Below are 18,897 nucleotides of genomic sequence, written 5' to 3' on the forward strand. Positions count from 1 at the left end.
CGGCCCGAGCGCTAGATCAGGGCAGAAGGCTCCAGCCTCGCCACGTTTTCCATGCCGGCAACTTTGTAGTCGACCCCCCAGGGACCGCGTAACTTAGCCCGAGGAACATACAGGCGGGGTACAAGCCCCCGAGCCAAAGGGATACGGTAGTCATCCCGGGCCAGAACGATCCCTGCGTCAATGCCGCGGCGAACAGCGTTCCCACAATGGCAAAGATGACGACGTGGTAGGAGGTCGCGCCAAGCCTTTGAAGCGAGTACTTGATTCGGATCGCGTCTTCCGGTTTTTCAAGGGAGCGCGTTTTTTGAACCCTGGCATCGGCATCGGCGAATCTCTTGTCCGCGGTTTCCTCTGGAAGCGTGCGACCGCAGAATCGGACCACACCACAGTAAGCCAATCGAGCGATAATATATACACCGAGTAAAAGGCCGATAATGCCCCAGGTCGCCGCGACCGAAAACTTCTCGTCAACGGCTTGTCTCGTCAAAACAACCGCAAGTAGCGTCAATAATGCTATAGCGACGGCGATGCAAATCTCGTCGCGCGCGCGCTCTGCGCGTTTGTATTTCCGGACGTCGAGTGGAGTGCGAGACTCCAAGACGGCCGGGGTAGGCCCAGTGTGTGAAGCAACATTCACTCGCGTGGTATCACGCGGGGTATACCCAATGCATGAAGCAACGTTTTCTCGCCTGGCAGCAAGTGTGCGGGAGATAACAAGATACGCAGTACGGACGACGACGTATAGGCCGAAAAGGAACACAAAGAACATCTCGTACCACTTGATGTGGAGGAATTCAAAAGACGGGTAAACCGTTTTGCCCCACCAACTCTTCCTGGTGGTGGTGGCTTTAAGGTAGACAATTGCGGCGGAAAGTAGCCAACATGTCATCGCTGTGGTACCGCCGAGCGAGAGGCATCCGCACAAACTGATGAAGAATCTGCGGGTTTTTTCTACCCTTTCCATCGGACGGTTTATCTCGAGCAGCTTCACCGCCAGGTTGTCGCTGTAACTTACGAGCGCCCATCCTAAGCCACACAGGAGGACGGCGGCGCCGATTAATAGCAGCGCGAATGCAGAGAGCCATTGGCCCCACATTTGGCCACAATATCCCGAGACAGGTTGCGAGCCCGCCAATACGGTGAAGAGATAGCTGGATAGCGTCAGGGCTGGTACCCCAGAAGCGAACAACGCGAACGTGTCGGGATCGGACCGATCATTCCATTGTGCGAGCAGCGCCGTTGCAGCGACGATCAGGAAGCCGGCCAATACTCCGGCGAGTGTCGAATCGGCACCCGCACCCGCCATGATGCTCCAGCCCACGTTGGCGCTACATGGATCATCAGCCATGACCGATTCTTAGCAGCAAAATAAAGGGACGGTACGAAAACCGCACATTTATTGGCGCAGGCATCATCCCGCCTTGATTTCGCTAGTGTCAGCTTATTAGAGCTGCCAGTCGTTCGAGCCGTCGTTCTTCGAGTAGGTCCCGACGGAGTTCTTCACGATGACGGGGTCGCCGGCGCCGAAGTTGGTGAAGAACCACCTTGCGTTGGACGGGCTGATGTTGATGCAGCCGTGGCTGACGTCGCGCTTGCCCTGGTCAGACACCGACCACGGCGCGCTGTGCACGTAGTCACCGCTGTTGTCGAACTGCACGGCGTCCTGAACGTCCACCTTGTAGCCGTACGTCGAGTTGACCGGCACCCCGTACGTCGACGAGTCCATGACCACCTTGGCCTTCTTGTCGAGCACGTAGTAGGTGCCGTTCGGCGTCTGGTGTCCACCCGCAGCCATACCCATCGACATCGGGAAGGTCTGCTCCACTGTTCCGTTGCGGGCGACGGTCAGCGTGTGGGTGGCGTCGTCGGCGGTGGCGATCAGCGAATCGCCGGTGACGAAGTTGTTCTGGGTGCCCGCGGCGTCGACGTGCACCGCGGTGTGCGCCGGCCAGAAGCTCAGCGGGCGCCACCGCACCTGGCTGGGGGTTAGCCAGTAGAACTTGCCGGACACCGGCGGGGTCGATGACACATGGATCGCCTGTTCGGCCATCGCCTTGTCAGCGATCGGGCGGGCGAAGTTGATGATGATCGGCTCGCCGACCCCGACCGTCGCGCCGTTGACCGGGTTGAAGGTGGGCGGCACGAAAGGCGGCTCGCCGACGAACGGCTGCGGGTTCTGCCCGACAACCGGCCCCGCCGGAACGGCGGCCGGCGTCGCTCCAGGCACCGCTCCCGGCGCCGCCGCCGGCGGGGCCAACGGGTCGCCCGGCGCGGGCGGGAGTGCAGGGATCCCCGGCGCCGGCGCCGGCGGTGCCGCAAGCGGGTCAGCGGGCGGCGGCGGTGCCGGCGGCGCAGGGGCGTCCACGCCCGGCGCGGGCGGTGGCGGCGGTGCCGGCTCCGGGTCAGCCAACGCCGAACCGCACGCCAATGTCAGTGCGGCGGTCATTCCCGCCGCGCTCAGCGCAGCGACGAAAGGAGTCACGGTCCTTCGCGACATATGTATTCCTCCAGTCACGTCTCAACCCAGTATGCCTAGCGGTTACACCGTCTACTAATTCGGCAGTCTTGATTTAGCCGCCACGCTGGCCCCTTATAGGCCGCTGACCTGCGGTGTTGTCGATCGTTACGACAGATTCTACCGGTGCCCGTCAGCGGGGACGTCAAACAACTGTCTCTCGGCGGTCATCCCGGCGCCTGCGGCGCCGATCAGGACCGCTGACGCGGCCAACATCGCCAGCACGCTGCGTTCGTACAGCAGCCCGCCGGCGAAGGATCCGGCCATGATGCCGATCTGGAAGGCCGCCATGTACAGCCCGGACGCCCCGTCCGGGTCGTCGGCTCCGGCGCGCATCGCCGCAGCTTGCAGCATTGGAGACACACCGTTGGCGGTGGCACCCCACAACGCGATCGCGGCGATCCCGATCGCTTCGATCTCTAAGCCCGCCGCTACGTGCGAACCGTGCAAAGCCAGCGCGATCAGCACCAGGAACGTCCCCCACAGGGCCGCCATGCAGCTGATGACCGCCGCTCTGGGCCGATGGTCCGACGGCCGGGCGATCAGCGGCATCGCCAACAGTCCCGCGACGCCATAAGCGGCGAGCAACCAGGCAATAGCCGGTCCCCGCACACCGACGACGTCACGGATGATCACCGCGATATAGGTGTAGGAGATGTAGTGGCCGGTGACCGCGACCATGGTGAGCAAGCTCACGATGACCAGCCGCCGATTGCGATAATGCCCCGCCCCCGACCCGACGTGGGCCAGCTGCTCCTGGGTCAACGTCAGCACCGGCAGTACGGCCCAGGCCGCCACCGTGACCACGGCGGCTACCGCGGCCACCGCGACGACAGCAACCCGCCAGCCCCACAGCAAGCTCATCGCCGCCGTGGCCGGGCTTCCGACCACCACCGCCAGGCTGATGCCGACGTAGATCATCGTTGTCGCACGTCCGGAGTGGCTGGCCGGGACCAGCCGAGTGGCGATCGGTGCGAGGACCGACAACATTAGGCCGTGCGTGATCGCCGAGAGCACCCGGCCACCGGCCAGCACGGCGAAGTTGGGCGCCACCGCCGAGATGAGCTGGGATGCGGTCAGGCACGCCAAGGACAGCAGCAGCGCACGGCGCCGCGGCCAATGCGCGGTCCAACGGACCAGCGGAATCGTGGTCACCGCCGCCACCAGCGCGTACCAGGCCAGCAACGTGCCGACCATGGGCACGCTCACGTGCAGGCCGCGCGCGATCGCGGGCAGCGCACCGACCGGCAGAATTTCGGCGGTCACATAGATGAAGGCCGCCGCGGCCAACACGGCCAACTGCATCGCGATCCGCGGTGTCCACGGCCCGCTCGAAGCGGCGCGGCCTTCCTGCGTTGGGGGGTTAGTCCGCCAGCGGCGCAATCGCGCTGCTCCGTAGGTACGGGCTGGCCCCACGGCCACTACTCAACCATGCAATGCGCTGATCGCGTTAGCGCTCAGGACCGGACGAGTCGCGCGATCGCGGCGGAGGCTTCGGCCAGCTTCTCGTCCGCCTCGCTTCCGCCCTCGGCGACCGCGCGGCTGACGCAGTGTCCCAGGTGCTCGTCGAGCAGGTTCAGCGCCACCGATCGCAGTGCGTTGTTGGCGGCGCTGATCTGGGTGAGGACGTCTATGCAGTATTTGTCGTCTTCGATCATCTTGGCGATGCCACGCACCTGCCCCTCGATGCGCCGCAGCCGTTTGGCGTAGTTGTCCTTCTGCGACGAGTATCCGCGTGCGGGTGTCATCTCATCTCCAGCATCTTGGTGTCGATCTCGGCGTAACGGCGCCGGTATTGAGACCATTCTCAATGCCAGCTTGAGCGATCTCGACGCCGACCCCGGCGAATCGGCTTCTCGCCAGCATATTCTATACCCCACCGGGGTATCTAAATTGATTTTGGGACACCGGGCACCCCACGCATACTTAGACAATGCGCGATACCAGCAATCCGTCGTCCGCCGTCGATATCAAACCCCGCAGCCGTGAGGTCACCGACGGCCTGGAGAAGGCCGCCGCACGTGGCATGTTGCGGGCGGTAGGCATGGACGACGACGACTTCGCCAAGCCCCAGATCGGAGTGGCCTCGTCGTGGAACGAGATCACGCCCTGCAACCTGTCGTTGGACCGGCTGGCGAAGGCGGCAAAGGACGGGGTGTTCGCCGCGGGCGGCTATCCGCTGGAGTTCGGCACGATTTCGGTGTCCGACGGTATCTCGATGGGCCACGAGGGCATGCACTTCTCGCTGCCGTCTCGTGAACTGATCGCCGACAGCGTGGAAACCGTCATGCAGGCCGAACGCCTGGACGGATCGGTGCTGCTGGCCGGGTGTGACAAATCGCTGCCCGGGATGCTGATGGCCGCGGCGAGACTGGATCTGGCGGCGGTGTTCCTCTACGCGGGCACAATACTTCCCGGTCGCGTCAAGCTGTCCGACGGCAGCGAGCGCGAGGTCACCATAATCGACGCGTTCGAGGCGGTCGGCGCGTGCGCTCGCGGTCTGATACCGCGCGAGGACGTCGACGCCATCGAGCGGGCTATCTGCCCCGGCGAGGGCGCCTGCGGCGGCATGTACACCGCGAACACCATGGCCTGTGCCGCCGAGGCGCTGGGCATGTCGCTGCCGGGCAGCGCCTCGCCACCGGCGACCGACCGTCGCCGCGACGGATTCGCGCGCCACAGCGGGGAAGCCGTCGTCGAACTGCTGCGGCGCGGCATCACCGCCCGCGACATCCTCAGCAAGCAGGCGTTCGAGAACGCGATCGCGGTGGTGATGGCGTTCGGCGGGTCGACCAACGCGGTGCTGCATCTGCTGGCGATCGCCTACGAGGCCAACGTCAAATTGTCGCTCGACGACTTCAGCCGGATCGGTGCACGCGTGCCACACCTGGCCAACGTCAAGCCATTCGGCCAGCACGTGATGTCCGACGTCGACCACATCGGCGGTGTTCCGGTGGTGATGAAGGCCTTGCTCGATGCCGGCCTGCTGCACGGCGACTGCTTGACGGTGACTGGGCGTACCGTCGCGGAGAACCTCGCGCACATCGCGCCGCCGGATCCCGACGGCAAGGTGCTGCACGCTCTCGACCATCCGATCCACCCCACCGGGGGGATCACCATCCTGCACGGGTCGCTGGCGCCCGAGGGCGCCGTAGTGAAGACGGCGGGTTTCGACGACGACGTGTTCGAAGGCACCGCAAGGGTTTTCGATCGGGAGCGGGCCGCGTTGGACGCCTTGGCCGACGGCACCATCACCCACGGTGACGCGGTGGTGATCCGCTACGAAGGCCCCAAGGGCGGCCCTGGGATGCGGGAAATGCTCGCTATCACCGGCGCCATCAAGGGCGCCGGGCTTGGCAAGGACGTGCTGCTGTTGACCGACGGCCGGTTCTCTGGCGGCACCACCGGCCTGTGCGTGGGGCACGTCGCGCCCGAGGCGGCCGACGCCGGACCGATCGCCTTCCTGCGCGACGGCGACCGAATCCGGCTCGACGTCGCCAAGAGCACCTTGGACGTGCTGGTCGACCCCGACGAGTTCGCTTCCCGCCGTGAGGGTTTCACCCCGCTGCCACCGCGGTACAGCACTGGAGTGCTGGCCAAGTACGTCAAGCTGGTGGGTTCGGCGGCGATCGGAGCGGTCTGCGGCTAAATCGGGGCCGCAGAACATTTTCCGGCCAGAAGTCCTGCCGATTAGCGTCCGCTGCTCGCGCTTTGCACGGTCATCCGCATTGTATGCAATGCGCGGTGCAGTTCATGCTTGACGACCTCGCCGTTGGTCCCCAGTTCTGCGGCGATCTGCGTCGTCGTCCGCCCGAGGTAATGGGAGCGGTAGATCATGGCAAGCTGCGGATCGGACAGCTGGGCCATCGCCTCCCGAACAATCGTGGCTTGCTGCTGAGGGTGCCACGCCAAGTCGGTCCGTGGACGTCTCACCGCGGCTTGGCCCCGGTTCGCAGGTGCGACGGGGCAACTCCCCTGCCGGTCGTAAGCGGGATCTTCTGCGGTGCATTCTCGCCCGCAGCGCATCGACGATTCGACGACGGAACCATCCGGATTCACCCTCGCGCCCGCTCCCGGTTACAACTAACCAATAGTTGTACTTGATGTATACAGTTTTGGCCTGACTGTTGTCAATCATGACACCTTGACCAGATTTGTCGTATGCTGTGACGCATGTCGGAAGCGCCGAACTTTCAGGTCGAGGTTCGCGAGTTGTTGCGCGGGCGCGTCTTGGACGCGGCGTATGCGCTGGTCTGCGCCGAGGGTTGGCAGGCGGTGAACATGTCACGCATCGCCGCCACGGTCGGCATCAGCCGACAAGTGCTGTACAAGGAGATCGGCGCTAAGCAGGCACTGGGCCAAGCTCTGGTCCAAAGGGAGACCGACCGATTCATTACCGGGGTCATTTCGGCCATGCATGGCCATCCCGACGACGTGGCCGCCGGTCTTGCGGCCGGCGCGGCGTTCACCATGCGCGCCGGCGCCGACGACCCCCTGGTCAAAGCGAGCCTCACACGTGCTCGCGATACGGAGGTCGGCTTGACTCCGCTACTGACCGAGGGACCGACACCCATCTGGCGGGGTGCAATGGACATGATTGCCGCGGCCGCTCGGGATTTCTATGATCTTCCGGATTTGATCGACCGGCACTTGGACTCGGTCGTCGAAGTCGACGTCCGCCTGACCTTCAGCCATATGCTGCAGCCCATGAGCACCGTCGACGATGCGGCCCGGCAGATCTATACGACTGTGCGCGCGTTGCTCGACGCCGCTACGGCCCAGGGCGAGTAAGAAAGCTGGACATCGGAGATCGACTCGCCCTCGACGTTCCGGTGGGTCAGGCCGGGATGGGTGGCGGACTGTTGGCCGGGGCGGTCACCAAGGCTGGCGGACTGGGCGCGCTGTCGCCGTGTACCTGTCGATACCCTTCGCGCGTCGCAGTATTACTTCACCAACGCGAGCGCGAACCCGTCCCAGTGCTTCGCTCCGACCGTCTGGAGCACTGCGGTGTCAAGCTCCGGGTGCTCACCCATCATCTCCAGCGTTCGTCGCGTCGCCCGTACTTTGTCGTCGGGGTCCGGCGACAAGATCGCGCCATCGCGAATAACATTGTCCACCACGATCACTGAGCCCGGATGGGTCAGCCGAAGGGCCCATTCCAGATAGCCGGCGTTGTTTTCCTTGTCGGCGTCGATGAACACCAGGTCGAAGGGACCGTCGGTCACGGTCGGCAATGTCTCCAGCGCGGGGCCGACGACCACCTCGACCCGATCGCCGACGCCGGCCCGGTCGATGTTGGCCCGCGCCACCTCCGCGTGTGTGGGCTCGTATTCCAGCGTGAGCACCCGCCCGTCGGGACCCACACCCCGGGCCAGCCAAATCGTGCTGAATCCGCCGAGGGTGCCGATCTCCAGCACGCTTCGAGCCTTGATCGCACCAGCCAAAAGGCTCAGAAACTTGCCTTGTTGGGCCGACACCGCGATCCGTGGCAACCCGGCCGCGTCGCTGGCCTCCAGGGCGGCAGACAACGCGGGATCGTCGCCAACCACGATGGTATCGAGGAATTCGTCAACGTCGGCAGGACTCGGCTTCTGGGTCATGAGGCAACGCTAGCCCGCCGCCTTCGCCGACCGCCACTAGATAACGGCGGAGGACTAGATACCCCCATGGGGTATATGCTAGGTTCGTCGTTGTCCACACAATCCCGCCACTCGCGGGTCCCGAGATAGATAAGGGTGGAGTAGATGGCAAACGAGGCAGGAACACTACTGACCTGTTCCCACGAAGGCTGTGGCTGCCGGGTTCGCGTCGAGGTCGAATGCCACTGCGCCGGCGCGGACCAGCCGTACCGGTGCACCTGCGGCGACGAAATGGTCGCCGTCTAACGTTCGGTCGCCGGCTGCGCACGTAAGTGCTTACCGCACACCCTCTTTGGCGTATACCACGCGTAGCACGTGCCCGAGTTCTGGTCCCATGACCAGCTCGGCGAGGGTGCACAGCGTCGCGACGTACTGCGATCCGTGCGGCGGTTGTGCGTCGCACAGATGATGCGCGATCTCATGTAGCACCACCAACTCGCGCATCGCCCAGTCGGCGGTATCGAAGTCGGGAACCGCGATAATGCCTGTGCCGTCGCGGTTTTCGTAGTGTGCTGCGGTAGCGGCCCGCCTCGCCCGCACCGTCAGCAGGGCTACCTTGGGCCACTGTCGTCGTACCGCCGGCAACGCCAGCACATCGTCAACGTAGCGCTGCACCGCCGGGACCGACCCGAACCGCGCCTCCGGCGGCAGTGTCAACTGCGCGCCGAAGAATTCCACGCTGCGTGAGCCGTGTTCGGCGGCGCGGTCGAACAACGTCCGGACGAATTCCTCGGCGGCATAGACCTTGGAGCGCTGCCAATCCCGCGCAGCCGATCCCTCGGCGTTCACCGCTCCAGCGCGGACCGCGCCCCGGATAGCTCGGTGCTGTTTCCCAGTCGCGCCCTCTTACCGGCCCGGTCCCCCGCCCGCCGCGCCGCCGACGAATACCCCGCAGTAGCCCTGCTGGCCTGCCAGGTGCCCCGCGCCTTCGACGCGCCGCGGTAGTGGTCGCGAAGTTCGATTTCCTTGTCCCGCAGCGCGATAGCGGTTCCCGGCGGACGACGACGATCCTTCTTCGCTTCTCGCTGGGTCTGCTCGCGGGCCTCCACCAACCGCTGGCCGATCCGGGCGCCGAATGCCAGCTGGAAATTCAGGCGGGCGGTGATTGTCGGGGTGGGCCGATGCGCCCCCGATGAGATGTAGCCATCCGACGCGCGCACCATCTGAACCACCAGGCTGGCGTACAGCGCGTGGGTCGCGTCGATGTCCTCGGCAAACCCGTAGGCGTACACGAACGTCGAGTTCGATGCCACGTCGCAGCGCACGTCGTTGGCCGACGCGATCACCACGAACAGCTGCACATACGTCCGCAATCCCCGCGTGCCGGCCGCGCCGATGGTGACGGTGCGCTGGACCGGCGTCTGCGCGGGCGTGCGCTTATCGGCATGTGACCGCGCCACAGCCAGGTCGATGGACGTCGCGGTGGCCAGCCGTTGCGCGGCCGCCATGAACGCCTCCGCCTCGTGGGCGTTGTCGGTGCCTTCGGCCTGACGCAGCAGGGCTGCGATGCGCGCCAGCATCTTGTCGTCAGTCATGCCACCAAACTAAAGGAACCGTACGACTTTCCGCCGCGGCGCCTCACAGTCGGGCGTTGATCCACGAGACCACATCGTGGAGCACTTGATCCTGCTCCGGCTCGTTGAACACCTCGTGATACAGGCCGGGGTAGATCTTCAGCTCGACGTCGGAACTGCCGACGGCCTCGACCAACTGGCGGCTGCCGTCGGCGGGGATCAGCCTGTCCTCGGAACCGTGCACGACCAGCAGTGGCGCGGTCAACGAGGCGGCCCGTTGCGGCATCGTCTCGCCGACCGTCAGCAGCGCGCGGGCGATGCCGGCGGGAACCTTGCCGTGATGGACCAGTGGGTCGGTGTTGTAGGCGGTCACCACCGCCGGGTCCCGGGATATGGCGCTGGCATCGAGTTCTTGCAGCGGCAGGCCGGGTGCGATCGCGCCGAGAGTCTTGGCGACCAGCACCAGCAGCGGCGATACGGCGGACTGCGCGGCCACCGCCGGTCCGGACAACACCATCAGGTCGTAGTCGTCCGGGTGTTCGACGCCGTAGGCGAACACAATGCCGCCGCCCATGCTGTGCCCGAGCACGATGCGCGTGGACCCGGGATGTTCTTTGGTGGCGATCCCGACCAGAGTGTCGAAGTCGCCGGTGTACTCGGAGATGTCTTTGACCAGCACTCGCTTACCGCCCGAGCGACCGTGCCCGCGGTGGTCGAGCGCATAGGTCACCAGCCCGTCCTGGCCGAAGCGCGCAGCGACGTGGTCGTAGCGGCGGGCGTGCTCGCCGAGCCCGTGCGACAGGACGACCACCCCACGCGGCGTGACGTCCGGGGTCCAGACGTCGTAGACGATGCGCACGCCGCCGACGCCGTCGAAGGTTCGTTCGTCACGGGTGGTTGTCATCAGGGGCAGCGTAGACCCCGGGTGTCGCAGCCAGTGCGTAATCTCGCTTGAGTGAGCGTGCTCGCCAAGGACTTCGCCGCTGATGACGATGCGGATTTCTCGGCCGCCGCGGAGCCCTACCGGCGTGAACTGCTCGCACATTGCTATCGGATGACCGGTTCGTTGCACGATGCCGAGGATCTGGTGCAGGAGACATTTCTGCGCGCCTGGAAGGCCTACGACCGCTTCGAGGGAAAGTCGTCGGTGCGCACCTGGCTTCACCGCATCGCCACCAACACCTGCCTGACCGCGCTCGAGGGCCGGGCGCGCCGGCCGTTGCCGACCGGATTGGGCGCACCCAGTTCAGATCCGACCGGCGAGCTGATCGAGCGCACTGAGGTGCCGTGGCTCGAACCGTTGCCGGATTCGGTCGATCATCCCGCTGATCCTTCGGTGATCGTCGGCTCACGCGAATCGGTGCGGTTGGCGTTCGTGGCGGCGCTGCAGCACCTCTCACCCCGGCAACGGGCGGTGCTGGTGCTGCGCGACGTGCTGCAGTGGAGGGCCGCCGAAGTGGCCGACGCGATCGGCGCCAGCACGGCCGCCGTGAACAGCTTGCTGCAGCGCGCGCGTTCGCAACTGAAAGCTGCCGGGCCCAGCTCCGAGGACCGTTTGGCCGCGCCGGATTCGGCGGACGCACAGGACCGGCTGACGCGCTACATCGCGGCTTTCGAGACCTACGACATCGACCGGCTGGCGGAGTTGTTCACCCGTGAGGCCATCTGGGAGATGCCACCATTCGTCGGCTGGTATCAGGGCCCGCGGGCAATCATCGCGCTCATCCATCAGCAATGCCCCGCGCAGAAGCCCGGCGATATGCGCCTGATCCCGTTGACCGCCAACGGTCAGCCCGCCGCGGCGATGTACATGCGAGACGGCGAGCACCACGTGCCGTTCCAGCTGCATGTGCTGGACATGGGCGCCGACGGGGTGTCCCATGTGGTGGCTTTCCTGGACACCACCTTGTTCGCGAAATTCAGCCTGCCGCAACGGCTTTGAGCGTCTCTCCTTTCACGGAGAGTTCGCGGCTCAGTCGTCGATGTGCGTCGGTGGGTCGGCGAAACCGAGATCCCCGGGGTGCTGGTCAGGACCCATCACATCGCAGTGCCTCTCGGGTACGAGGAAGGAACTGGCGCCGCTGTACACCAAGTGAGTAAATCCCACGCAACGTTGCCAGGTGCCGTCAGGCTGGATGGGTCCATCGCACTTGCTGGTAATCGGTGGTCCATTGCAGCCCGCGCTGGCCTGCGGCGCTGAGGTGATCAGCCCTGCGGCCATTAGCACGGCGGCCAGTCCCCCGACGATGGCGCGCTTCATGGTCGCCTCCAGTCATGTCGTACCGGCAGCAGCGGTGGCTCCGTCCAGAGTGTGTAGAAATTTTTGCCCTTTCGCGTCCACAGCCGCTACCTGACGAGTACCTTAACGAAACCTGAGATGGCGTCACGGTGACGAACGGCCAGACCGTCCGGGTCCGAACGACACCTCTATTACTAACAGGGGATTTTGGCGGGGGCCTACAACGAGGTCGGACCCATGGCTGGTCATCGGGACACGAAGCGCAATCGTCGGTCGCGCAGCGCGACGGCACGTCGTCGGGTAGTCGGTTTGAGCAGCGGTGTCGGTGCGTTTTTGGCGTTGGGCATGACGCCGTTGGCTACTGCGCCGACGGTCAAGGCCGATGAGTTTGACGCGATTCTTGAGCCGATCATCAATTCCATCACGGCTTCGCTGGGTGATGTGGCTGCCGGTTCGGCGGCGGTTCCCGAGCTGGGCAGTCTGGGCTTGGGTGCCACCGAGTCGACGGCGGGGGTGGGCCTGGGTTCGCTTTCTGATGTGGGCTCGGTGGCGGCGGCCAGTCCGTTTGATGCCTGGTTGCATGGGCTAGAGCAGGACTGGATTAACAGCGGCTTTGGTCAGCAGGTTGACACCGCGCTCAATGATTGGTTCAACCAGGTCGATCCCAGTGCCGATCCGACCGCCGGTGCGTGTGGGTTGGTCTGTAACGGCGCCGATGCTCAGGGTGCGCAGCCGATGAGTCAGAACTTGCTGGCCGACCCCGGCTTCGAAATGGCCGACCCGTCCGGGTCGGGCTACAGCGGGGTGACCATTCCGGGCTGGACGGAGACCGGCACCCCGACCGTAATCGAATACGGCACCCCGGGCGGTTATCCGTCGCCATTCTCGTTTGCGTTCCCAAAGCTCTTCGACTTTCCACAGGACGCGCCCCCGGGCACGCCCCTGGGCGACAACAATTTCGCCGGCGGCGGACCCGTGGGCACGTCCACCCTCAGCCAAACCGTCGACCTCACCGGCGCAGCCGGAACGCCGTACACGCTGAGTGCAGATCTCGGCGGCCAAGGCTTGAACCCGTCCTACGCCTCAGTGCAGGTCACCTTCCTCGACGCACATGGGGACGTTTTGGGCACCGACTCGCTCAACCCGGTCACGGTATGGGATCGCCTGGGTATCACCGAGTTTGAGGAACGCGACATCTCCGGAACGGTCCCGGTGGGCAGCACCTCCGCGCAGGTGACCACGATCTTCACCGACAACAACACGTTCCTCGGCGACTACAATGGCGCCTACGCCGCCAACGAGTCGTTCACCGTCGGCGATCCGAGCCTCACCCCGGTGCCGGTCACCCCACCGACGTCCGACGTCGGCCAACTAGATCACGTGTTCCTGATCTACATGGAGAACAAGGGCGTCGACGACATCGTCGGCAGCCCCAACGCGCCGTACATCAACAGCCTGATCAACACCGACGGATATGCGGACAACTACTACGCGCTGGGCCACCCCAGCGACCCCAACTACTTCCGGATCATGGGCGGATCGGACTTCGGCATCGACTACAACCCCGCCTCGAACGCCATCGACGCACCCAGCCTCATGCAAGAAATGGATCAGGCGGGCATATCGTGGGCCGGCTACGCGCAGAGCATGCCCTACCCGGGTGACATCGTGTCATCGGGTAACTACGCCGTCGACCAATTACCCTTTGCCGAGTTCAGCTACGTCTACGACAACACCCCCGCCTACCTGCAGGAACACCTGCTCCCGCTGACACAGTTGCCCACCAATCTCGCGGACCCGAACACCTTCCCGGAATTCACGTGGATCGCTGCCGACGAGGACAACAACATGGAAGGCCCTATCGATAGTCCGTCTAGCCTTGCCCAGTTCATTGCCAGCCAGTTCACGAACCATCAGTACAACGTCGCGGCCGGCGACCAGTTCGTCCAGCAAGAGGTGTCCACCATTGAAAACTCGCCAACGTGGACTGACCCGACGCAAAAGGACGCGATCATCATCACGTTCGACGAGGACAACAACAACCTGTCACTGGGCTTCGGTAACGACGGCAACAACGTTCCGATGATCGTCATCCCGAACCAGGACGCCGTGACGGCTGGGGGGATGCAATCCGGCCCCTTCACCACCAACGCCTACTACAACGAGTACAGCCTGATGGCCACTATTGAAGACACCTTGCGTACTACGCCAGGAACTCTGGACCCGCTCACTGCCAACGACATGTACGCCCAACCCATGAACGCTTTCTGGAAATAATGTTTGCGAAATGCCTAAATACACTTTAAGCCGATGTATGAGTCGTCCATGTACCGCAAAGCAAAGCTATCCAGGGATCTCGCGGGTGCCCTAGAGTGCGCCCTACTTGAAGGAGTCGTCGACCTCGCAGCGCACTGAATTGGCGTGCTACCCGCCATCGACCAATCAGGGGCCTGGCGCAAAGGTTCAGGAGGTGGTGGTGCATGTCAAAGACCGCTGATGCGTTGCCTGACAACGCCGACCAGGACACTTTCTCAACCGTCCCGATTCCGCTACGCGAACGCCGACGCGACTGGTTTTTCGTCGTAATGTTCGCGATCTTCGCGTCGACATCGTTTCTGACAGACCCCGTCACCCTGCTGGGTCGTCCGGACCCAAACTCGCGGTGGTTCATGTCACGCTTCGTCTACCACTCCGGGACCGATTCACTAATTTTGGTGGACCCGCGCTTCGTCCAGGTCACTGTCGGCACATCGGCGGTGCTGTTCGGCGTCTTCTACCTGGTATTGATCTATGCGTTTGTGCTAGGGCGAGAGTGGATTCGGCTCCCAGCCGTCTTTTACGCGGGAATGGTCGTGATGGGTACAGGCGTGTACCTTGCCGTCGGACTCTTAGGCGACGCGCCGTTGTTTCACCTGGCATGTGGGCCGGATTCGGCCTATGACTACAAGTTCGTCAGCGCCGCAAAGTCTCTCGCCTACAACCTGCCCTACCCTTTGGTGGCTCTGCTCCTAGTGGCGCGAATGTGGCGAGCGCATCCATTCGAGCGACGAGCGCGCTAGCGCGGTCACCGCATAATCATTCGGGCCGAAGGGGTCGTCGCGCAAACGGTCCAGAAGGCATTTACAAGCTGATGATGTCGGCTAAGAGCGCTTTGGCCGGCGCTGCTAGAAGAGCCGGCTATCCGGTGACGGCCCGGGCACCGACCGGACCAGGCCCGCGCCGGTGACCATCGGAAGGTCCAGCGCCGACAGCAGACCCGGCTGCGCTTCGCACACCGCCGGGATCGCGTTGACCATCCGGGATGCGCCGGCCATCCGCGCACCGAGGTCGTGATCGTGGTCGTCGGCCATCTCGAACTCGCAACGCATGGCCGGCGAGCCCTCGATCTCGATGCGGTAGACGCCGCGACCGGACGCCAACCCGAATCCGAGATCCTTTGGCTCGATGGAGATATGCGGCTGCGGCCAGTCCGGGGCGATGTCGTCTCGCATGCGCGTGACGTGGTCGACGACGAATGTTGCTGCGCCATCGACGTATCCGGTCAGCGTGGACCGCATCGCGGCGATCGTGCCCGCGGCGATGTGTCCGGTCGGAGTGTCGAAGGATTCCTCGGCGGCGACCCGTTCGACGTTCTCCGCGATGTTGTCGATCTTCGTGCCCAAGCCGGCGGCGAGCTGGTGCAGCACCGGGCCCCAGCCGAACGTGAACACGCCGGGCGTGGCCGCGAACGGAGTCTCCTCGGGCGGCTTGCCGAACCCGAGGATCTCATAGACCGCATCCTTGTCCGGATAGGTCGCATAGTTGAACATCTCGGTCATCCGGACAGACTCGATAATGCGTGAGACCCCGGTAAGCACCAGCGGCAGAACATCATTGGCAAATCCGGAGTCGATCCCGGTGGTGAAGAACGACACCCCACCGGCGATCGCGGCCGCCCGCAGCGGCTCGGTGACGACCGCGTCGACGGCGTCGGGAAAAACCAGCGGCACCACCGAACACGACACCACGTTCTTACCGGCGCGCAGCAGCGACACCATGTCCGCGATCGCCTCCGCCGGCCGCAGGTTGGCTGCGGCGGCATAGACCACCACGTCGGCGTCGCCGGCCAGGATCCCGTCCGGCTCTTTCGTTGCCCTGACGCCCACCGGGGCGATCCCGCACAACTCGCCCGCGTCGCGACCAACCTTGGCATCGCTGTGCACCACGAGATCGACGAGTTGTAGCTGCGGGTGGTCGATCACGCCGCGCAGGGCGATCAGACCCATCGAGCCCGGACCCCACACGCCGACCTTGTACATCGCTTCTCCTAATATTAGGAAGGTATTTGTTAGTTTTCGGACGGATGGTAGGAAGACGGCGATGGATTCGTCAACAGTGCCGCTGCGCGAGACCGAGCCGGCCAAGTCCCCGCCCACCGGGCGCGTGATGGATGTGCTTGGGGCACTGTCGGATTCACCGAGCGGCCGGACGTCGGCCGAATTGGCCAAGATCTGCGGGATCAGCACCTCGACGTGCGCCCTGGTGCTGGCCGAACTCGAGCGGCGCACGTGGGTGACCCGGCACGACGATCGCCGTTACACGTTGGGCAGCGGCTTGTTCGGGCTGGTGCACGGACTGAGGGGCCAATTCCCGTTGTTGGATCGCGGCCGTGACGCGCTCGGCTTCCTGCACACCACGCTTGGCGCGGCCTGCTCGATGTCCAAGATCGAGCAGACGCACCTGACCAACATCGACGCGGTCGGCCACGGCACCGATGGTGAACACGCCGTCGGCCAACGCCTCCCCATCGGGCCGCCGTTCGGCCTGGTGGCGATGGCCTGGCGCGACGACGAGGCCGTCGATGCGTGGCTGCGGCGGGTCACGCCGCGGTTGACCCGGGCCGATATCACCGAGCATCGGCACGTGCTTGCTTCGATACGTGAGCGGGGCTACGGGGCCTGGCGGTTCGACGCCGGCCACAGCTCGCTGCGGAACCGGCTCGCCGCGGTGCTGGCATCCCTGGAGCCGACCGCCCGGGTCACTCGCGAGCTCAGCACGCTGATGACGATGGTGACGCTGCAGTCTGTCACACATGTACTCGAAACTGAGCTAGCGTCAACGGAATTCGTCGTACTGCCAATCTTCGGGCGAGATGGCCAGCCGGAGTATCAGATCGAGATCCGGTTGGGCGGCCTGGACGCTCTGACCCTCCCCGACCTGGACGCCGCGCTCGGGCACGCCCAGGCGCTGCTGCGGCCCGGGGTAGCGTGACCCGCCATGGGACGCGTAGACGGAAAAGTTGCACTGATCAGTGGCGGCGCACGCGGTATGGGCGCCTCGCACGCGCGGGCGTTGGTCGCCGCCGGGGCCAGGGTCGTCGCGGGAGACATTCTCGACGACGAAGGCAACACGCTGGCAAAGGAATTGGGTGACGCGGCGCGATTCGTCCACCTCGACGTGACGCAGCCCGATCAGTGGAAGGCGGCCGTCGACGTCGCGGTGGGCGAGTTCGGCCCGCTCAACGTGCTGGTGAACAACGCCGGCATCATCAACGGCAACACCCTGCAGAACTTCCCGCTGGCCGACTGGCAGAAGATCATCGACGTCAACCTCACCGGGACGTTTCTAGGCATGCAGGCCGCCGTCGAACCGATGATCGCGGCCGGCGGCGGTTCGATCATCAACATCTCCTCGGTCGAAGGCCTGCGCGGCAGCCCAGGACTTTACGGTTACGTCGCATCGAAGTTCGGGGTGCGCGGCCTGGCCAAGGCCGCGGCGTTGGAGTTGGCGCCCCACCACATCCGGGTCAACTCGATCCACCCCGGGCTGATTCGCACCCCGATGACCGCAGGCATCCCCGAGGACTTTCTGCAGATCCCGTTGGGCCGCGGCGCCGATCCCAGCGAGGTGTCCGCCTGCGTCGTTTACCTGGCCTCTGACGAGTCGTCGTACTCCACCGGCGGAGAGTTCGTCGTCGACGGCGGGCTGACCATCGGGGTTCCGCACAAGACCATGTAGGACATGCCGGCAATTAGTCTGGAAGGCATGCCTGCCACCGTGGAGATTCGACGGGCCGCCGACCGGGCGGTCACCACGACGTCGTGGCTGAACTCCAGGCACTCCTTCGCGTTCGGCGATCACTACGACCCCGGCAACACCCATCACGGCGTGCTGCTGGTCAACAACGACGACGTGGTGGCGCCGGCTGGCGGTTTTGACACCCACCCGCACCGCGACATGGAGATCGTGACCTGGGTGTTGGACGGCTCGCTGGCGCATCGCGACTCCGCCGGCAACAGTGGAGTCGTGTATCCGGGTCTGGCCCAACGGATGTCGGCGGGCACCGGCATCTTGCACTCCGAGATGAACGATTCGACCACCGCTCCGGTGCGCTTCGTACAGATGTGGGTGCAGCCCGACGTGTCGGGCATCCCGCCGAGCTACCAACAGCATGAGATCGGCGACGAGCTGCTGGATGGCCGCCTGGCGACGATCGCCTCGGGCATGCCCGGGCACGACGCGGCCATCACCATCCACAACCGCTCGGCGGCATTGCACGGCGCTCGGCTGCGAAGCGGCGACGGCCTCGAGTTACCCGCGGCGCCCTGCCTACATTTGTTCCTCGCGCGCGGCCGGCTGAACATCGCGGCGCCGGGCAACGAGGCCGAGCTGGCCGAGGGTGACGCGGTGCGGTTCACCGCGTCGCACGGCGTCCGAGTCACTGCCGCCGAGGCCTGCGAAATTCTGGTCTGGGAGATGCACGCAGCGCTGGGCGGCTAACGCAGCCACGCTCAACCTGCCCCTCGAACACGCACCCGCGGCCTATGATCGGACGATGTCTGGCCTCCTCGATGCTGTCCTCGCAGCCCACGGAGGGCTGGACAGGTGGCGCGAATTCAGCACCATCGAGGCAACAATCATCAGCGGCGGCAAGTTGTGGGAGATCAAGGGCCAACCGCAAGATCCCACACCACGACGGATGACCGTTGCGCTGCAACACGAATGGGCATC

General features: G+C 64.8%; 19 protein-coding genes and 1 pseudogene. 9 read left to right on the forward strand and 11 right to left on the reverse strand.

All coding sequences use genetic code 11. The annotated features are described in order from the left end of the window. Positions 1–16 precede the first annotated feature (16 nt). From VKI00_RS01395 to VKI00_RS01410, 4 genes are all read right to left on the reverse strand, one after another. Positions 17–1,348: a hypothetical protein gene (locus VKI00_RS01395; protein ID WP_324434711.1), complete on the reverse strand. Its 1,332-nt coding sequence runs from the start codon at positions 1,346–1,348 to the stop codon at positions 17–19. A gap of 96 nt (positions 1,349–1,444) precedes the next feature. Then, a complete protein-coding gene (locus VKI00_RS01400; RefSeq protein WP_324434713.1) occupies positions 1,445–2,497 on the reverse strand; it encodes a L,D-transpeptidase in 1,053 nt (350 codons plus the stop codon). A gap of 138 nt (positions 2,498–2,635) precedes the next feature. Then, a complete protein-coding gene (locus VKI00_RS01405) occupies positions 2,636–3,820 on the reverse strand; it encodes an MFS transporter (RefSeq protein ID WP_324434745.1) in 1,185 nt (394 codons plus the stop codon). 152 nt (positions 3,821–3,972) lie between these two features. Then, positions 3,973–4,263 carry a metal-sensitive transcriptional regulator gene (locus VKI00_RS01410; protein WP_324434714.1) on the reverse strand — a complete coding sequence of 97 codons (291 nt, stop codon included), beginning with the start codon at positions 4,261–4,263 and terminating at the stop codon, positions 3,973–3,975. 185 nt (positions 4,264–4,448) lie between these two features. On the opposite strand from VKI00_RS01410, the gene ilvD reads away from it, so the two are divergent. Next, positions 4,449–6,164: a dihydroxy-acid dehydratase gene (gene ilvD, locus VKI00_RS01415; RefSeq protein WP_324434716.1), complete on the forward strand. Its 1,716-nt coding sequence runs from the start codon at positions 4,449–4,451 to the stop codon at positions 6,162–6,164. 41 nt (positions 6,165–6,205) lie between these two features. On the opposite strand, the gene VKI00_RS01420 is transcribed toward ilvD, so the two are convergent. Beyond that, complete coding sequence (locus VKI00_RS01420; RefSeq protein WP_324434717.1) at positions 6,206–6,427, reverse strand: sigma factor-like helix-turn-helix DNA-binding protein; 222 nt, start codon at positions 6,425–6,427, stop codon at positions 6,206–6,208. 261 nt (positions 6,428–6,688) lie between these two features. On the opposite strand from VKI00_RS01420, the gene VKI00_RS01425 reads away from it, so the two are divergent. Beyond that, complete coding sequence (locus VKI00_RS01425) at positions 6,689–7,306, forward strand: TetR family transcriptional regulator (RefSeq protein WP_324434719.1); 618 nt, start codon at positions 6,689–6,691, stop codon at positions 7,304–7,306. A 152-nt stretch (positions 7,307–7,458) separates the two neighbouring features. Here VKI00_RS01425 and VKI00_RS01430 read toward each other — a convergent pair whose 3' ends face one another. Next, complete coding sequence (locus VKI00_RS01430; protein ID WP_324434721.1) at positions 7,459–8,115, reverse strand: O-methyltransferase; 657 nt, start codon at positions 8,113–8,115, stop codon at positions 7,459–7,461. Between the two features lie 144 nt (positions 8,116–8,259). Here VKI00_RS01430 and VKI00_RS01435 point away from each other — a divergent pair, with 144 nt between their 5' ends. Continuing rightward, positions 8,260–8,400 (forward strand): metallothionein, encoded by a 141-nt coding sequence (locus VKI00_RS01435; RefSeq protein ID WP_324434723.1) that lies wholly within the window; start codon positions 8,260–8,262, stop codon positions 8,398–8,400. A gap of 30 nt (positions 8,401–8,430) precedes the next feature. Here VKI00_RS01435 and VKI00_RS01440 read toward each other — a convergent pair whose 3' ends face one another. From VKI00_RS01440 to VKI00_RS01450, 3 genes are read right to left on the reverse strand one after another with little or no spacing between them, the layout of a single operon-like run. Next, positions 8,431–8,943: a TIGR04338 family metallohydrolase gene (locus tag VKI00_RS01440; protein WP_324434724.1), complete on the reverse strand. Its 513-nt coding sequence runs from the start codon at positions 8,941–8,943 to the stop codon at positions 8,431–8,433. Beyond that, positions 8,940–9,689, reverse strand: a complete 750-nt coding sequence (locus VKI00_RS01445) for a DUF2786 domain-containing protein (RefSeq protein WP_324434726.1) — start codon at positions 9,687–9,689, stop codon at positions 8,940–8,942. The genes VKI00_RS01440 and VKI00_RS01445 overlap by 4 nt, the downstream gene beginning before the upstream one ends. Before the next feature lie 43 nt (positions 9,690–9,732). Then, complete coding sequence (locus VKI00_RS01450) at positions 9,733–10,572, reverse strand: lysophospholipase (RefSeq protein WP_324434728.1); 840 nt, start codon at positions 10,570–10,572, stop codon at positions 9,733–9,735. Here VKI00_RS01450 and VKI00_RS01455 point away from each other — a divergent pair. After that, positions 10,520–11,610, forward strand: a pseudogene (locus VKI00_RS01455) (sigma-70 family RNA polymerase sigma factor). The gene VKI00_RS01450 and the pseudogene VKI00_RS01455 sit on opposite strands and share 53 nt — an antisense overlap. 30 nt (positions 11,611–11,640) lie before the next feature. Here the strand turns inward: VKI00_RS01455 and VKI00_RS01460 are convergent. Beyond that, positions 11,641–11,928, reverse strand: coding sequence for a CDGP domain-containing protein (locus tag VKI00_RS01460; protein ID WP_324434730.1), 288 nt, complete (start codon positions 11,926–11,928; stop codon positions 11,641–11,643). 216 nt (positions 11,929–12,144) lie between these two features. Between VKI00_RS01460 and VKI00_RS01465 the strand changes: the two genes are divergently transcribed. Both VKI00_RS01465 and VKI00_RS01470 read left to right on the forward strand, forming a co-directional pair. Further along, positions 12,145–14,184 (forward strand): alkaline phosphatase family protein, encoded by a 2,040-nt coding sequence (locus VKI00_RS01465; protein WP_324434732.1) that lies wholly within the window; start codon positions 12,145–12,147, stop codon positions 14,182–14,184. Between the two features lie 203 nt (positions 14,185–14,387). Then, the gene (locus VKI00_RS01470; RefSeq protein WP_324434733.1) at positions 14,388–14,966 is read left to right on the forward strand and encodes a hypothetical protein; all 579 of its coding nucleotides are present in this window, start codon (positions 14,388–14,390) and stop codon (positions 14,964–14,966) included. 105 nt (positions 14,967–15,071) lie between these two features. Here the strand turns inward: VKI00_RS01470 and VKI00_RS01475 are convergent, their stop codons facing one another. Then, the gene (locus VKI00_RS01475; RefSeq protein ID WP_324434735.1) at positions 15,072–16,205 is read right to left on the reverse strand and encodes a dihydrodipicolinate reductase; all 1,134 of its coding nucleotides are present in this window, start codon (positions 16,203–16,205) and stop codon (positions 15,072–15,074) included. Between the two features lie 127 nt (positions 16,206–16,332). Between VKI00_RS01475 and VKI00_RS01480 the strand changes: the two genes are divergently transcribed. The 3 genes from VKI00_RS01480 to VKI00_RS01490 are packed head-to-tail and all read left to right on the forward strand — an operon-like array spanning position 16,333 to position 18,666. After that, entirely contained in the window at positions 16,333–17,157 is an 825-nt protein-coding gene (locus VKI00_RS01480) for a MarR family transcriptional regulator (protein ID WP_324434746.1), read from the forward strand. Positions 17,158–17,163: 6 nt separating this feature from the next. Continuing rightward, positions 17,164–17,904 (forward strand): glucose 1-dehydrogenase, encoded by a 741-nt coding sequence (locus VKI00_RS01485; protein WP_324434737.1) that lies wholly within the window; start codon positions 17,164–17,166, stop codon positions 17,902–17,904. A 27-nt stretch (positions 17,905–17,931) separates the two neighbouring features. Then, positions 17,932–18,666 (forward strand): pirin family protein, encoded by a 735-nt coding sequence (locus VKI00_RS01490; RefSeq protein ID WP_324434749.1) that lies wholly within the window; start codon positions 17,932–17,934, stop codon positions 18,664–18,666. Positions 18,667–18,897 lie beyond the last annotated feature (231 nt).

The sequence above is a fragment of the Mycobacterium sp. genome, from assembly GCF_035314665.1.
Taxonomy (GTDB): domain Bacteria; phylum Actinomycetota; class Actinomycetes; order Mycobacteriales; family Mycobacteriaceae; genus Mycobacterium.